Genomic DNA, 15,446 nt, shown 5'->3' with positions numbered 1-15,446 from the left:
CCGAACGGGTACCTGGCAGACATGCGAGCGATGTGGCAGGACCACCCTGAGAACCCGACACCGGACCCTTTCCCCGACGACGACCGGTTCGACGATGTCGTGGTGGGCGCAGGCATCACCGGGCTGACGGTCGGCCTGATGCTGGCACGTGCCGGGCGCCGGGTCGGCGTCGTCGAGGCACGCCGGGTGGGTTCGGGCACCACGGGTCGTACGACGGGAAAGCTCTCGCTGCTTCAGGGGACCAGGCTCTCCCAGATCCTGTCCGCGCAGTCACGCGGTGTCGCAGAGGCGTACGTCGACGCGAACCGCGAGGGCATGGAGTGGCTGCTGGGGTTCTGCGCGGAGCACGACGTCCCCGTCCAGACCCGCGACGCGGTGACCTATGCGAGTGCCGACGACGAGCTCACCAGCGTCCGCGAAGAGCATGAGGCGGCCGCCTCGCTCGGTCTGGACGTACGTTGGGCCGACCGTCTCGAGGTTCCGTTCCCGCTCGTGGGTGCCACTGTCTTGGCGGACCAGGCCCAGTTCGACCCGATGGACGTGCTCGGTGCCCTCGCCACGCAGCTTCGCGGCCACGACGGGACGGTGCACGAGGGCCGCCGGGTGATGGGTGTGTCCGGACGAGGGGAGCCCGAGATCACCCTCGACGACGGACGGGTGCTCCACGCCGAGAACGTCGTGCTCGCGACCGGGGTGCCGACGCTGGATCGTGGGCTCTACTTCGCCAAGGTCGAGCCCAAGCGCTCCTACCTCCTCGCCTTCGAGGGAGTCGAGCCGCCGCCGGCGATGTACATCTCGGTGGCCGCATCGAGCAGGTCGATCCGCGGCGTTCCCGGGGACGCCACCACCGGGCCGCGGCTCCTCGTGGGCGGTGCCGGGCACGTCGTCGGCCGCACCGGGTCCGAGCTGAGCCGGCTCCACGAGCTGCGGGAGTGGACGGCGCGACACTTCGAGGGAGCCGCCGAGACGCACGCGTGGTCCGCCCAGGACTACGCCTCCCACGACGGGATCCCGTTCGTCGGCAAGCTGCCCCGCGGCGGCGGACAGATCTACCTGGCCACGGGTTACGACAAGTGGGGCCTGACCAACGGCGTGGCCGCGGCGCGAACCATCGCCGGCCAGATCCTGGGTTCGACGCCCAGCTGGGCGAAGGTGCTGGGCCGGCGGATCACGCGCCCGCGCGGCGCGGCCCGCATCGCGTCGCTCAACGTCGGTGTCGGTCTGGCCGCAACCCGTTCGCTGGTGCGGGCCGAGTCCTCGACGGCGCACACTCCCACCGCGGACGGGGCCGGGGCCGTCGGTCGTGACGGCGTTCTGCCGGTCGGGGCCTCCAACCTGGAGGGCCGTACGTGCAGCGTCGTCGCGCTCTGCACCCACCTGGGCGGCGCGCTGCGCTGGAACGACGCGGAGAAGAGCTGGGACTGCCCACTGCACGGTTCGCGTTTCTCGGCCGGCGGGGAGGTCCTGGAGGGGCCCGCCACCAAGGCGCTCGTTCGGCGCGGCGCGTCGCCCGAGGCCTAGGCGGAACGTCTCACCCGAGCGCCGCCTCTTCATCGCCCACCGGTCGCGGCGTCTCCAGGCACCGCCGGATGTTGGTGACGATGCTGCCTGCGGTGAAGAGCTCGTCGTCCGAGGACTCGCCCACGCGTACGGCATGGATCTCGTCGACGAGGCCGTCCAGGGTCTCGCGCGCGGCCGCCATCGCGGCGATCTTCACGGTGCGCCCGTCTCCCGAGTCGACCAGGTCCGCCAAAGCGAGCAACGCTCGCGCCGTGGGCGGCCGCAGCTGCGGGCCGAGCCCGACGCGTTCGTTCTCCGCGCGTTCCTCCTCCTCCAGCAGCTGGGTCAGGCCCTCGACGAGCACGCACACCCGCTCGAGGCTTGCCGTCTGCTCGAACTGTCTCTGCAGGAGGCTTTGGTGATGTGCCAGCCGCCGGTTTGCTCGTGACGCCTCCAGGACGAGCTCTCTCGCGTCTCGCATACGCTGGAGAGCGGGCTCCAGCCGTGCTCGGCGCTCACGCCACTCGGCCTCTGTCGGTGGCCGGTCGCCGTGGAGGGCGTGTGCCAGCTGGCGGAGCTGGACGATCACCTCTGCGCGGACGTCGCGCATCGCCTCCTCCGCGGGGCCGAGCGGCAGCTGGGGGAAGAGCAGGATCGCCACGACGCCGATCGCGGCGCCGATCAAGGTGAGCCCGCCGTAGGCACTGACGAACGCGACGGGATCCTTGGCTCCGATGATCAGCACGAACAAGGCTGCCGTGGGGACCCATTGGCCCATACCGCCGAGGAGACGCCAGTTCACCGCCACCGTCCCCAGGCCGATCACCAGGGCCACCGTCAACTCACTGGGTGCCATGACCGCAGCCGTGGCCAGCGCGATGGCCGAGCCCAGCCAGATGCTGGCGACGCTCTGGACGGCGTTGCGAACCGAGCCCATCACTGTCGACGACATCGCCACCACGGCCCCCAGCGGGGCGTAGTAGGGGAACTCGCCGGCCGGCCCCGGAAAGACGGCGCCGACCCAGAAGGCGACGGCCCCCGCGCCCGCCGCCCTCAGAGCCAGGCCCCAGGGCAGCTTGCGCGCGCGGCTGCTGAGGCGAGTCGAGCGTTCTGCGAGTGACATGGACATCTGCGTCAACGGGCGCGCGGCCGTGGAGGAATGGACATGATTCGGCCAGTACCCCGGGCCGTACCGGGTCATGACCTCAGGCCAGGACCTGCAACCCGCCGGTTCGGTTACTCTGTGGGTCGTCCCGAGGGGGTTGGTCCGTTGGCAGTGCAGGCGCAGCGAAGAACCGGTCGGCCGCCGTCGATGGTGGACGGCAAGACCGTGCCGCAGCGGATCCTCGCCGCCGCCCTGGAGCTGTTCGCGGAGAAGGGCTTCGAGAGCACCTCGGTCCAAGACGTGGTGGTGGCTGCCGGTGTCACCAAAGGTGCGATGTACCACTACTTCAACTCCAAGGAAGACCTGCTCTACGAGATCTACGGCCGGGTGCTTCGGATGCAGATGGAGCGGCTGGACGAGGTTGTCGTGCAGGAGGGCCCGGTCGAGGACCGGTTGCGAGCAGCCTGCGCGGATGTGGTCGTCACCACGGCGAACAACCTCGAGGGCACCACTATCTTCTTCCGCTCGCTGCATCAGATGAGTACGGAGAAGCAGCATGAGGTACGTCGCGAGCGTCGCCGCTACCACGAGACCTTCCGTGGACTGATCATCGAAGGTCAGGAGAGCGGCGTCTTCCGTGGCGACGTGAGCGCGGAACTGTGCGTCGACTACTTCTTCGGGTCCGTGCACCACCTACCGATGTGGCTGAAGCCGACCGGTCGTCTCACGGCTGAGGAGGTGGGCAGATCGTTCGCGGAGCTGTTCATCGCCGGCCTGGTCGGTCGGTGAGCGCCGTCACGAGTCCTGCCTGATCGCCGGTCGCGGAGAGATCGCGATCCGGCGGGATGGTTGACGTGATCGGGATCACTGCGGCAGGCTATGCGAATCCGTACTAAGCAACTGCTTAGTTTGTAATAGGAGATCTCATGCCTGAAGCAGTCATCGTCGCCATTGCTCGCTCGCCGATCGGTCGGGCGGTGAAGGGGTCGCTCAAGGACATGCGCCCCGACGACCTCGCCGTCCAGATGGTGCAGGCAGCCCTGGCCAAGGTGCCCGATCTCGACCCGCGCGAGATCGACGACCTGATGCTCGGCGTCGGCCAGCCCGCCGGTGAGGCCGGCAACAACCTCGGTCGCGCGGTCGCCGTGCTGGCGGGGATGGACCACCTGCCCGGCACCACCGTGAACCGCTACTGCTCCTCGAGCCTGCAGACCACCCGGATGGCCCTGCACGCGATCAAGGCGGGGGAGGGCGACGCCTTCCTCTCCGTCGGTGTCGAGACGGTCAGCCGCTACTTCAAGGGCAACGCCGACGGTCTGCCCGACACCCAGAACCCGCTGTTCGACGACGCCCAGGCGCGTACGGAGAAGCTCGCCGCCGGCGGCGAGACCTGGCAGGACCCGCGAGATGGGGGAGTGCTTCCCGACCTCTACATCGCGATGGGCCAGACCGCCGAGAACGTCGCTCAGGTCAACGGGGTCACCCGGGCTGACCAGGACGCATTCGGCGTACGCAGCCAGAACCGCGCCGAACAGGCCATCGCCGAGGGCTTCTGGGCCAAGGACATCACCCCGGTCACGCTGCCGGACGGCACGGTGGTCAGCGCCGACGACGGCCCCCGCGCGGGCGTCACCCTGGAGGCCGTCTCGGCGCTCAAGCCGGTCTTCCGTCCTGACGGAACCGTCACCGCCGGCAACTGCTGCCCGCTCAACGACGGCGCCGCAGCGGTCGTGATCATGTCTGACACCAAGGCGAAGCAGCTTGGCCTGACCCCGCTCGCCCGGATCGTGAGCACCGGCATCAGCGGCCTCTCGCCCGAGATCATGGGCCTCGGCCCGGTCGATGCGTCCCGGCAGGCGCTGGCGCGGGCCGGCCTCTCCGTCGACGACGTCGACCTGGTGGAGATCAACGAGGCCTTCGCCGCCCAGGTGCTCGCCTCGGCACGAGAGCTGGGGATCGCCGAGGACCGCCTCAACGTCAACGGCGGGGCGATCGCGATCGGTCATCCCTTCGGCATGACCGGTGCGCGCATCACCAGCACCCTGATCAACTCCCTGCAGCACCACGACAAGCAGTTCGGCCTCGAGACCATGTGCGTCGGTGGTGGCCAGGGCATGGCGATGGTGCTGGAGCGGCTCTCGTGAGCCGGACTCGTCCTCTCCTTTCCCCTACATCCTCAGGAGTGAACTCATGACCCGAACCGCCATCGTCACCGGAGCCGCACGCGGCATCGGAGCCGGCGTCGCCAAGCGGCTCGCCGCCGACGGGATGTCCGTCGCCGTGCTCGACCTCGACGAGACCGCCTGCAAGCGCGTGGCCGACGAGATCGAGGCCGCCGGTGGGCGGGCGATCGCCGTCGGCGCCGACGTCGCCGACGAGGAGCAGGTCGCCGGTGCCGTCGACCGAGTCGTACGCGACCTCGGCACTCCGACCGTCCTGGTCAACAACGCCGGAATCATCCGCGACAACCTGCTCTTCAAGATGAGCGTCGAGGACTGGGACTCGGTGATGAGCGTGCACCTGCGCGGCTCGTTCCTGCTGACGCGCGCCGTCGAGAGCCACATGCGCGAGGCCGGCTGGGGCCGGGTCATCAACCTGTCGAGCACCTCGGCGCTCGGCAACCGTGGTCAGGCCAACTACGCCGCCGCGAAGGCCGGCGTCCAGGGCTTCACCAAGACGCTCGCCCTCGAGCTCGGCCGCTATGGCGTGACTGCCAACGCCATCGCCCCAGGCTTCATCGAGACGGAGATGACCGCGGCCACGGCCGAGCGGGTCGGCGTACCGTTCGAGGACTTCAAGAAGGGCGCGGCCGCACAGATCCCGGTGGCGCGCACCGGCAAGCCGGAGGACATCGCCCACGCGGTCTCGTTCTTCGCCAGCGAGGGTGCTGGGTTCGTATCGGGCCAGGTGCTCTACGTCGCGGGAGGGCCGAAGGCATGAGGACCTTCAACGGCATCGAGGAGCTCGAGGCTGCGGTCGGTACGCACCTGGGCCACTCCGAGTGGCACACCGTCGACCAGAAGCAGATCGACCTGTTCGCCGACGCGACCGGTGACCACCAGTGGATCCACATCGACACCGAGAAAGCGCAGTCGGGCCCGTTCGGGACGACCGTCGCGCACGGCTTCCTCACCCTCTCGCTGGTGCCGATGCTCGCCTCCCAGGTCTACCGGGTCGAGGGCGTGAAGATGGGCGTCAACTACGGCGCCAACAAGCTGCGCTTCCCGTCCCCGGTGCCGGTCGACTCCCGCGTACGTGCCGGCGTGGAGCTGCTCGCCGTCACGCCGAGCTCGCTCGGCTACCAGGTCGCCACCCGGGTGACCGTCGAGCGCGACGGCGGCGACAAGCCCGCCTGCGTGGTCGAGTCGCTCGCCGTCGTGGTGCCCTGAGCCCGTCCTCACAACGAAGGAGCAACAGAACCGATGTCGTTCAACCTCGCCACCATGCTGCGGGAGTCTGCGACCGCGCGGCCTGACAAGCCACTGATGCACGCCGGCGACGCGGCATTCACCTATGCCGAGGTCGACGCTCTCTCGGGGAGGGTCGCGGCATCGCTGCGTGCCCTCGGCCTGGAGCCGGGTGACAAGGTCGCCGTGCAGCTGCCGAACCTGCCGCAGTTCCTCTTCTGCTACTTCGGCATCCTCAAGGCCGGCCTGACGATGGTCCCGCTCAACCCGCTGCTCACCGGTCCCGAGGTGGGCTACCACCTCCATGACAGCGATGCCCGGCTGCTGGTCACCTTCGAGCCGTTGGCCGCGACGGGCATGTCCGGAGCACGATCGGCGGGCGGCGTACCGACCTACGTGGTCAGCCACGGCGGCGCGGTGCCGGAGGGTGCGCGCTCGTTCGACGATCTGCTGGCCACCGAGGACGACGGAGACGTCCACGCGACCTCCTCCGACGACACCGCCGTGCTGCTCTACACCAGCGGCACCACGGGCAAGCCGAAGGGTGCCGAGCTCACCCACTTCCAGCTCTACATGAACTGCACCGTCGCGGGCGAGCTCTTCCGGGTCAGCGCCGACGACGTCACGTTGGCGGTGCTGCCGTTCTTCCACGTGTTCGGGCTCTCCAGCGTCCTCAACAACGCCGTCCGGTTCGGTGCCAGCCTGGTGCTCCAGCCTCGTTTCGAGGCGAAGGTCGCGCTCGAGGCTCTGGAGGCGCATCGGTGCACGATCTTCGCCGGTGTACCGACGATGTACGTCGCGCTGCTCCAGGAGGACCTCAGCGCCCGTGACCTCTCGGCGCTGCGGGCGTGCATCTCGGGCGGCGCCTCGATCCCCGGCGAGGTGATCCGGGAGTTCGAGGCACAGGTCCCCGGCGTCGTGATCCTCGAGGGCTACGGGCTGTCGGAGACCGCGAGCACGACGACCTTCAACGTCAGCGCCGAGCAGCGCAAGGTGCTCTCGGTCGGCAAGCAGATCTGGGGTGTCGAGGTGCGCGTCGTCGACACCGAGGGCAACCCGCTGCCGCCGGGCGAGGACAACGTCGGCGAGATCGTCGTGCGTGGTCACAACGTGATGAAGGGCTACTACAACCGCCCGGACGCCACCGCGGCGGCGATCAAGAACGGCTGGTTCCACACCGGCGACCTCGGCTACCAGGATGACGAGGGCTACTTCTTCGTCGTCGACCGGCTCAAGGACCTCGTCATCCGCGGTGGGTACAACGTCTATCCGCGCGAGGTGGAAGAGGTTCTCTACGAGCATCCCGACGTTGTCGAGGCCGCCGTCATCGGCCGCCCCGACGACCGCTTGGGGGAGGAGGTCGTCGCTTTCGTCGCTCTCAAGCCCGGGGCGAGCATCGGCCCGACGGAGCTGACCGCTCACTGCAGGGAGCGGCTGGCGGCGTACAAGTATCCCCGCGACCTGCAGGTGCTCGAGGCGCTCCCGAAGGGTGCGACCGGCAAGATCCTCAAGCGTGAGCTGAGGCGCTGAGCCGGACGAGTTCCGGGCCGCCGCAACCACGGCCGTCAAATGCGAGAAGCCCCAGGTTTCCCTGGGGCTTCTCTTTGTGCGCGAGGGGGGACATGAACCGGTCTAAACGCCCCAGGTCAGGCCCTCGTACTGGCACTTCAGGCGTGAATCTGGCTCCCGTTGCCTCCGGTTCTCACCGGTGATGTGCCCAACGGGGGCGAGGGTTTCGTGCGTCCGAACGGTGTTGACTCTCTCCTCGGCTATTCAGTTCAGATAGGGCGTCAGTCCGCCGACGATCGGGCTCGCGACGACGTGGGGGATGTCGTAGGGGTGCAACTCAGCAACACGCGTGCTTAGGGCGTGATCAGTGAAGTATCGCTGGTCAACAGTCGGACTGTCCTGTCCGGGTGCATGGGAACCCAGCGCATGCCTCAGAGAATCGCGCCGTGCGCGATGGACTCGTTCTCGTCGAGGTGGGTGAGGGTGGCGGCGCGTACTCGCTCGGGGTCCTGTGCGCGGTAGGCGTCGACGAGCTCTGAATGTGCTTGAGCCCGGTGGGTGTGCTCGTACGGGTTCTCGTCGCGTGCGCTGAAGGCGAGGCGGATGTAGCGCTCGGCGGCGCGCCATAGGTTCTCCAGGGTGGCGAGGTCCCAGGCGGTGGCGGCTGGGGCGAGGAGGGCGCGGTGGAAGTCGTGGTGGGCCTCGTAGACATCGTCGATGTTGGCATCGGCGTCGGCGAAGGAGTGGGCCACCTCTGCGAGCCGACTGACCTCGTCGGGGGAGATCTGGAGGCAGGCCCGTTCGGCGATCTCGGGCTCTAGCTGCCGGCGAAGGCGGTAGATGCCGTGCAGGTCGTCGTGGCTGAGAGGGGCGACGTAGGAGCTGCGGCCCTTACCAACGACGACCAGGCCCTGTCCCTCGAGGCGGCGCAGCGCTTCGCGGACGGGGATGAAACTCACGTCCAGGCGCTCGGCCAGCTTGCGCAGGGAGAACTCTTCGCCGGGGCGAAGGTCGCCGGAGAGGATCGAGCGCCGGATCTCGTTGGTGACCATGTCGGCCACGGACGCGCCACGTTCGACAGGCCGTACGCCTCGTGGTTCGCTCGCAGTACTCATCTCAAAACCTCCTCTCGGAGTGTTATATCAGGCTGCCGCTCTGGGGCCCGGCTCAGGTCTCGGAAAAAAGTTTGGCCAAGGGGTTGTTGTTATAACAGATATCAGGCAGTGTGGTGGGCATCACAACATCGCCGTGAGCTCAAGGAGCCCCAATGACCACCACCGATGCAGCCGCCCTCACGCCCGAGCAGATCGTCGAGCGGAATTTGGCGGTCGTGGATGCGCACTTCCACAACGAGAACCCCGAGGACATCGACAAGGCGATCGACCTGTATGGCGAGACGATCGTGTGGGAGGTGCCCGCGCGGGGTGTGCTGCTGCGGGACAAGGCCGAGGTCAAGGAGGCCTACCTCAAGCTCTTCGAGTCCTACCAGGTGACGAAGATGATCCAGGTCAGCCGGTTCGGTACCGGCAACTCTGTGGTCGACGACAGCATCGCGGAGATGACTCTGGTCGGCGACGTCGAGAACAACGTTCCCGGTTGCCCGTTCCCTGCCGGCACCGAGGTCAGCATGCGCATCGTCCACATCTTCGAGCTTGACGACAACGGCCGGATCACCCGTGAGAACGGCTACGAGCTCTGGCGTCGCCTCGACGGCCCGATCAACGACGACATCCCGGCCGACGCCGTCGTGATCGACTTCTGAGACTCGGAGGATCGGCGATGACCACTCTCGTTCTGGCCGCTACCGGCAGGCTCGGACCCAGCGTCGTGGCTGCTCTGCTCGCCGCCGGCGAGCCGGTGACCGCCGTTGCGCGGGACAAGGCCAAGGCCGCGGCGGCGCTCCCTGGGGAGGCCGAGCTCGCGATCGGTGACCTGGGCGACCGGGAGTGGCTGAACCACCGGTTGGACGAGGCCGACTCGTTGGTCCTGCTCACCCCGCACGGACCTGAGATGGCGCAGACCCAGATGGCCATCCTCGGGGACGCGGCTCGCCGAGATGTCCGGGTCGTCAAGGTGTCGGGCACCGGATCCCTGATCGCCCCCGACGGACCCGACGCATGCCGGCAGCACTGGCTCGTCGAGCAGGAGATGGCGCGGCTCGGTCAGCCGCATGTCATCGTCCGGCCCAACGCCTTCATGCAGGGGCTGGTCGCCGGCGTACTGATGGAGGCGCGCAGCACGGGAGCAGTCTCCGATCCGATCGCCGGCGCCGGGATCAACGCGATCGACTGCAGAGACATCGGCGAGGTCATCGCCCGGTGCGTCGCCGACCAGGACCTGGACGGTCGAACCCTGGTGCTGACCGGGCCGAGGTCGGTGTCCTACCTGGAGCTCACACACATCATCGACGAAGCCGGCGTCCCTGCCACGGTCAGGGCGAGCTCGCCGAGCGAGGTCTCCGCTCGGATGCGGTCCCGGGGCCTCTCGGAATGGGAGGCCGACCATCTGCGCGAGATGCTCACCCGCTTCGGAGACGGTGCCGCGGACTTCGCCACCACGACCGTCCACGACGTCCTCGGTCGCGAGCCCGGATCCGTCGAGACCTTCATCCAGGAACTGACCTCTTCGTCGCTCGTCACCTGAGACGACCCCTCATCTGCTGGGCTGCGCCGTCGTAGCCCTGCTAGAGCCTGCCCACTAGGAGGAACCACCATGCGCCTGTACAACATCGCAGGGCGCGCTGCCCTGGGTACATCCGGCGGCACCGTCGACATCGAGACAGCCTCAGCAGGCCGATTCTCCGCCGACCCGATGGACGTGTACGCCAACTGGACGGAATTTCGGAACTGGGCCGCCACCTGGCGCCCCGGAGATCTGGACTCCCGCCCGTTGAACGACCTGGAGATCGGACCGCCCTCACCCAAACCGGGTCAGGTCTTCGCGATCGGGCTGAACTATCGGGGCCACGCGGAGGAGGCCGGGATCGCGCTACCAAAGGAGCCGATGGTCTTCACCAAGTTCCCCAGTGCGGTCGCCGGCCCCTACACGACCGTCGCTCTCCCGTCGGGCTCCGTCGACTTCGAGGCAGAGCTCGTGGTGGTGATCGGCATTGGCGGCCGCAACATCAGCCGTGACGAGGCTTGGGACCACGTCGCCGGCCTCACCGTCGGACAGGACCTCTCCGACCGGGAGACCCAGCTGCGACCTCCCGATCCTCAGCAGTTCAACCTCGGCAAGTCCTTCGCCGGGTTCGCGCCGATCGGCCCGTGCCTGGTCACTCCCGACGAGCTCTCGCAGCCCGAGGATCTCGAGATCCGCTGCGTACTCAACGGCGAAGAGATGCAGAAGGCGCGCACCAGCGAGTTCCTGTTCAGCATCCCGGAGCTGATCGCCGCACTGTCGGCGACCGTCGAGCTCCGTCCTGGTGACCTGATCTTCACCGGCACCCCCGACGGCGTCGGCTGGACCCGCGACCCTCGGCGCCTCATCGGCGTCCACGACCAGCTCACCACCACCATCGAAGGCATCGGCGAGATGCGCCACGCCTTCACCGCAACCCATCACTGAAAGGCACCGGTCATGACCGACATCCAGGTACCCGTCCTCGTCATCGGCGGAGGCGGTTGCGGCCTCTCCGCCTCGATCTTCCTCTCCAATCTCGGCGTGGAGCACCTCCTCGTCGAGCGCCACGAGTCGACCTCGCTCCTCCCCAAGGCCCACTACCTCAATCAGCGCACGATGGAGGCCTTCCGCCAGCACGGCGTGGCCGATGCCATCTACGAGGTCGGTGCGCCGCTCGAGAAGTTCGGCAAGGTCCGCTGGACGACATCGATGGGTGGCGATGGCCCGCTCGACCGCAAGGTGATCCACGAGATGGAGGCCTTCGGTGGCGGATCGCTTCGCGAGCGGTACGAGGCCGACAGCCCGGTGATCTCGTCCAACTACCCGCAGCTGCGCCTCGAGCCGCTGCTTCGCGCCCAGGCCGAGCAGCGCGCCCCGGGGCAGATCCGCTACCACCACGAGGTCCTCGACTGGGACGACAGCGGGCAGGGGGTTCGGGTCACGATCAAGGACCACGACGCCGACCGGACCTACACCGTCCAGGCCGGCTACGTCATCGCCGCCGACGGCGGCCGGACCGTCGGTCCCCGGCTCGGGGCCAACATGCTCGGCCCCACCGACATGGTCGACATGGTCAGCACCCACTTCTCCTGCGACCTCTCCGACTACTGGGACGACGGCACCCTGATCAACTGGTTCCTCAACCCTGAGGGCGCCGACTCCTGGGGCTCAGGCGTCGTGGTCCAGATGGGCCCGACCTGGGGCAAGGACTCCGAGGAGTTCGTCCTGCACTTCGCCTTCGGCACCGACGACGAGGAGCGCTTCAACGAGGAAGCCATCATCCCCCGGATGAAGCAGATGCTGAAGCTCCCCGACATCGAGCCCAAGGTCCACAAGGTCAGCCACTGGATCCTCGAGCGAGTCCACGCCGACCGCTGGCGCTTCGGCAACATCTTCCTCGCCGGCGACGCCGCCCACCGCCAGCCGCCGACCAGTGGGCTGGGGCTCAACACCGGCATCCAGGACGCGTACAACCTCACCTGGAAGCTCGCGAAGGTCATCAAGGGTGAGGCCGGCGAGGAGCTGCTCGACACCTACGAGGCCGAGCGCCTCCCGGTCAGCATCGACGGGGCCGACTGGGCTCTGCTGGCGTTCATGAACCACGGCGTCATCGACGCCGGCATCGGCCTGGTCCCCGGCGCTCCCGTCGAGGTCAACAAGGCCGCCTTCGAGACGCTCTTCTCCGACAGTCGCCTCGGCCGTGCGCTTCGTGCTCGTGCCGAGGTCGCCATCGGGACGCAGACGTGGGAGTTCCAGGCTCACGACGTCGAGATCGGCTTCACCTACACCAGCAACGCGGTGGTCGAGGACGGCACCGAGCCGATCGCCCGCGACGACATGGGTCGCATCTACCAGGCCAACACCCGACCCGGCAGCCGCCTCCCGCACGCCTGGCTCGACCGCGGCGGCGAACGCGTCTCCACCCACGACCTCGGTGCGTACGGCTCGCTGGTGCTCATCACCGACGAGACCGGCAGCGAGTGGGCCGAGGCCGCCGAGGAGGCACAGGCCAAGCTCGGCATCACCATCGACGTCGTCAAGATCGGCGTCGACGCCAGCGACGTCGACGGCACCTGGGCGACCTACCGCGGCGTCGAGGACGGCGGCGCCGTACTGGTTCGCCCGGACAACCACGTCGCCTGGCGCAGCCAGACCGTCAGCAGCACTCCCGGTGACGACCTGACTGCCGCCCTGACCCAGATCCTGGGGCGCTGACATGACCATGGCACCCACGTCCGAGACCGGAAGGAGCGAGAACCCGGTGAGCAGCTACGTATGGCACCCGACCGATGAGCACATGGAGACGACCAATGTCGCGAGGCTCATGCGCAACCTGGGCGTCACCACGGTCGACGACCTGCGCCGGGTCTCGACTTCGGACGTGGGTGCCTTCTGGTCGCATGTGATCGCCGATCTGCGGATCCCGTTCAGCACACCTTGGGACCAGCCGCTCGACCTGAGCGCCGGGGTTCCACACGCTGACTGGTTCCCCGGGGCTCGGGTCAACGCGGCGCAGGCATGCGTGGGCCGGTGGGCCGACCAGACACCGGCGGCCACAGCGCTGGTCCACGAGGACGAGCAGGGCAACGTACGCCGGTTCACCTTCGCCGAGCTCGAGGAACAGGTCGCCAGGATCCGGTCGGGGCTACGGGCCCGTGGCATCGGGAGGGGAGACGCTGTCGCGATCTACCTGCCGATGATTCCCGAGGCCGTGGTGGCGACGTACGCCATCGCCGGCCTGGGCGCGATCGCTGTTCCGCTCTTCTCCGGGTTCGCCGCCAGCGCGGTCGCCGCGCGGGTGCAGGACTCGGGGGCAAAGGTGATCGTCACGGCAGATGGCACCATCCGTCGAGGCAAGCAGCTCGCCCTCCTGCCCAACGTCCGGGAGGCGGTCGGCACATGCCCGACCATCGAGCACGTCGTGGTCGTGGACAACCTGTCGACCAGCGGAACGAGCAAGACGGCGCTGCGCCCCGAGCTGGGGGAGGTCGCCTGGGACGACGTGGTCGGCTCGGGTGACGACGACATCATCGAGGACACAGCCGCATCGGACACCCTCCTCCTCGGCTACACCTCGGGCACCTCGGGTAAGCCCAAGGGCGCCGTGCACACCCACGCCGGGTTCCTGGTGAAGGTCGCGAGCGAGGTCGCGTACGGCTTCGACATCGTTCCGGGACGCACATTCACCTGGATCACCGACATGGGCTGGATCATGGGCCCCTTGTCGATCTTCGGCACCCACGCCAACGGCGGGACCCTTCTGCTCTACGAGGGTTCCCACGACAGACCCGACACCCAGCGTCTCTGGCAGCTCGTCGAGCGGCATGACGTCTCGATGCTCGGCATCTCACCCAGCCTGATCCGTGCGCTGCGTTCGAGCCCAGAAGGCGCCCCTCACACCGAGGTGTCGAGTGTCCGGATCATCGGCTCCACCGGCGAGCCCTGGGATCCAGCTGCCTACGACTGGCTCGCCCGCGACATCTTCCGAGGACGCGTGCCGGTGATCAACTTCTCCGGTGGCACCGAGGTAGGAGGTTCCTTCCTCTCTCCCTACCCTGCCGAGGAGATCGCCAGCTGCTCACTCGGCGGTCCCGCCCTCGGCATGGACGTCGACGTTGTCGACGAGGAAGGTCGCCCGGTCCGAGGTACGATCGGGGAGCTGGTGTGCCGCCAGCCGTGGCCCAGCATGACGCGCGGCCTGTGGAAGGACCCCGAGCGCTACATCGCCACCTACTGGTCCACCATCCCCGGACTGTGGGTGCACGGCGATCACGCGATGGTCGACGACACCGGGAACTGGTTCATCCTCGGACGATCTGACGACGTCATCAACGTGGGCGGCAAACGGATCGCGCCCGGTGAGATCGAGTCCTTCGTCTCTGACGACGAAGCGGTCGCCGACATCGCGATCGTCGGTGTCCCTGGCCCGAGCGGAGGCGAGCAGGTCTGGGCCTTCTGGACGGCTCGCAACCCAGCGCAGCTGACCGGCAGCGACGCCGAGGAGGCCGTTGCTCAACGGCTCCGCACCGCTGTCGCGGACAACGTCGGCAAACCCTTTGCGCCGAAGCAGCTGATCCGCGTCGACGCACTGCCGCGGACGCGCTCGGGGAAGCTGATGCGCCGTGCCATGCGTGCGGCCGCGCTCGACAGCGACCCCGGGGACCTCTCCGGAGCCGAGAACCCGGGTCTCGTCGAGGACATCAGACGCCGCCTTCATCCGAGCAACGCTGCCGATGGCACCCAGGACGGTGCCGCCGCAGACACCTTGATCCCTGTCGAAAGGTCCCCCGAATCATGACTGTTGTCAACGACCCCGTGCAGGTCATGGACGCCGGCCCGGTGGCCGCGGCGTCCTGAGAATCGAGGAGCATTATGGACATCATCATCCTGATCGGCCGCATCCTGTTCGCCCTCATCTTCGTCGCGGGCGGCATCGGACACCTCACGGCGACCACGGACATGACGCAGATCGTGCAGTCGAAGGGCATTCCAGCTGCTCGCGCAGTAGTGCTCTCGACCGGTGTTCTGCTCGTGACCGCTTCGCTCATGCTGATCCTCGGCCTGTGGGCCGATGTCGCGGCCCTCGCCTTGTTCTGCTTCCTTGTTCCGACGGCGATCTTCATCCACAACTTCTGGACGGAGAAGGACCCGCAGGTCCGTCTGATGGAGCAGCTCCACTTCAACAAGGACCTCTCCTTGGCAGGGGCAGCATTGCTCCTTCTCGGATTCCTCCTGCTGACGGGGGAGGACGTGGGCCTCTTCATCACCGATCCTCTGCTGCCGCGCCTGGCCGGCTGACCTGA

Annotated in this window: 14 protein-coding genes; 12 read left to right on the top strand and 2 right to left on the bottom strand. The window is 68.1% G+C overall.

Going from position 1 to position 15,446, the window contains the following annotated elements:
* Positions 1-21: 21 nt before the first annotated feature.
* Positions 22-1,521 carry an FAD-dependent oxidoreductase gene (locus tag ABZZ22_RS04725; protein ID WP_354927317.1) on the top strand — a complete coding sequence of 500 codons (1,500 nt, stop codon included), beginning with the start codon at positions 22-24 and terminating at the stop codon, positions 1,519-1,521.
* A 10-nt stretch (positions 1,522-1,531) separates the two neighbouring features.
* On the opposite strand, the gene ABZZ22_RS04720 is transcribed toward ABZZ22_RS04725, so the two are convergent.
* The gene (locus tag ABZZ22_RS04720; protein ID WP_354927315.1) at positions 1,532-2,623 is read right to left on the bottom strand and encodes a hypothetical protein; all 1,092 of its coding nucleotides are present in this window, start codon (positions 2,621-2,623) and stop codon (positions 1,532-1,534) included.
* Between the two features lie 153 nt (positions 2,624-2,776).
* Between ABZZ22_RS04720 and ABZZ22_RS04715 the strand changes: the two genes are divergently transcribed.
* From ABZZ22_RS04715 to ABZZ22_RS04695, 5 genes are all read left to right on the top strand, one after another.
* Positions 2,777-3,394 (top strand): TetR/AcrR family transcriptional regulator, encoded by a 618-nt coding sequence (locus tag ABZZ22_RS04715; RefSeq protein WP_354927347.1) that lies wholly within the window; start codon positions 2,777-2,779, stop codon positions 3,392-3,394.
* A 137-nt stretch (positions 3,395-3,531) separates the two neighbouring features.
* Positions 3,532-4,749, top strand: a complete 1,218-nt coding sequence (locus tag ABZZ22_RS04710; protein WP_354927313.1) for an acetyl-CoA C-acetyltransferase — start codon at positions 3,532-3,534, stop codon at positions 4,747-4,749.
* Positions 4,750-4,795: 46 nt separating this feature from the next.
* Positions 4,796-5,545 (top strand): 3-oxoacyl-ACP reductase FabG, encoded by a 750-nt coding sequence (gene fabG, locus ABZZ22_RS04705; RefSeq protein ID WP_354927311.1) that lies wholly within the window; start codon positions 4,796-4,798, stop codon positions 5,543-5,545.
* Positions 5,542-5,994 carry a MaoC family dehydratase gene (locus ABZZ22_RS04700; protein WP_292650267.1) on the top strand — a complete coding sequence of 151 codons (453 nt, stop codon included), beginning with the start codon at positions 5,542-5,544 and terminating at the stop codon, positions 5,992-5,994. The genes fabG and ABZZ22_RS04700 overlap by 4 nt, the downstream gene beginning before the upstream one ends.
* Before the next feature lie 33 nt (positions 5,995-6,027).
* On the top strand, positions 6,028-7,542 hold the full coding sequence (locus ABZZ22_RS04695; protein ID WP_354927309.1) for a long-chain fatty acid--CoA ligase: 1,515 nt from the start codon (positions 6,028-6,030) through the stop codon (positions 7,540-7,542).
* A gap of 410 nt (positions 7,543-7,952) precedes the next feature.
* On the opposite strand, the gene ABZZ22_RS04690 is transcribed toward ABZZ22_RS04695, so the two are convergent.
* Positions 7,953-8,636 (bottom strand): GntR family transcriptional regulator, encoded by a 684-nt coding sequence (locus ABZZ22_RS04690; protein WP_354927307.1) that lies wholly within the window; start codon positions 8,634-8,636, stop codon positions 7,953-7,955.
* A 152-nt stretch (positions 8,637-8,788) separates the two neighbouring features.
* Between ABZZ22_RS04690 and ABZZ22_RS04685 the strand changes: the two genes are divergently transcribed.
* The 6 genes from ABZZ22_RS04685 to ABZZ22_RS04660 all read left to right on the top strand — a co-directional run bounded on the left by ABZZ22_RS04685 (position 8,789) and on the right by ABZZ22_RS04660 (position 15,441).
* On the top strand, positions 8,789-9,283 hold the full coding sequence (locus ABZZ22_RS04685) for a nuclear transport factor 2 family protein (RefSeq protein WP_354927305.1): 495 nt from the start codon (positions 8,789-8,791) through the stop codon (positions 9,281-9,283).
* A 17-nt stretch (positions 9,284-9,300) separates the two neighbouring features.
* Positions 9,301-10,164: an NAD(P)H-binding protein gene (locus ABZZ22_RS04680; protein WP_354927303.1), complete on the top strand. Its 864-nt coding sequence runs from the start codon at positions 9,301-9,303 to the stop codon at positions 10,162-10,164.
* Between the two features lie 69 nt (positions 10,165-10,233).
* Positions 10,234-11,088 carry a fumarylacetoacetate hydrolase family protein gene (locus ABZZ22_RS04675; protein ID WP_354927301.1) on the top strand — a complete coding sequence of 285 codons (855 nt, stop codon included), beginning with the start codon at positions 10,234-10,236 and terminating at the stop codon, positions 11,086-11,088.
* Between the two features lie 12 nt (positions 11,089-11,100).
* Positions 11,101-12,858 (top strand): FAD-dependent monooxygenase, encoded by a 1,758-nt coding sequence (locus tag ABZZ22_RS04670; RefSeq protein ID WP_354927299.1) that lies wholly within the window; start codon positions 11,101-11,103, stop codon positions 12,856-12,858.
* Between the two features lie 46 nt (positions 12,859-12,904).
* Complete coding sequence (locus tag ABZZ22_RS04665) at positions 12,905-14,941, top strand: AMP-binding protein (RefSeq protein ID WP_354927297.1); 2,037 nt, start codon at positions 12,905-12,907, stop codon at positions 14,939-14,941.
* Between the two features lie 74 nt (positions 14,942-15,015).
* Positions 15,016-15,441 (top strand): DoxX family protein, encoded by a 426-nt coding sequence (locus ABZZ22_RS04660; protein WP_354927295.1) that lies wholly within the window; start codon positions 15,016-15,018, stop codon positions 15,439-15,441.
* The last annotated feature ends 5 nt before the right edge of the window (positions 15,442-15,446 follow it).

It is taken from the genome of Nocardioides sp. NPDC006273 (assembly GCF_040613495.1).
In the GTDB taxonomy this organism is placed as follows: Bacteria; Actinomycetota; Actinomycetes; order Propionibacteriales; family Nocardioidaceae; genus Nocardioides.
Note: the sequence above shows the minus strand (reverse complement) of the source record. Positions and strands in the feature narration are given on the sequence as shown.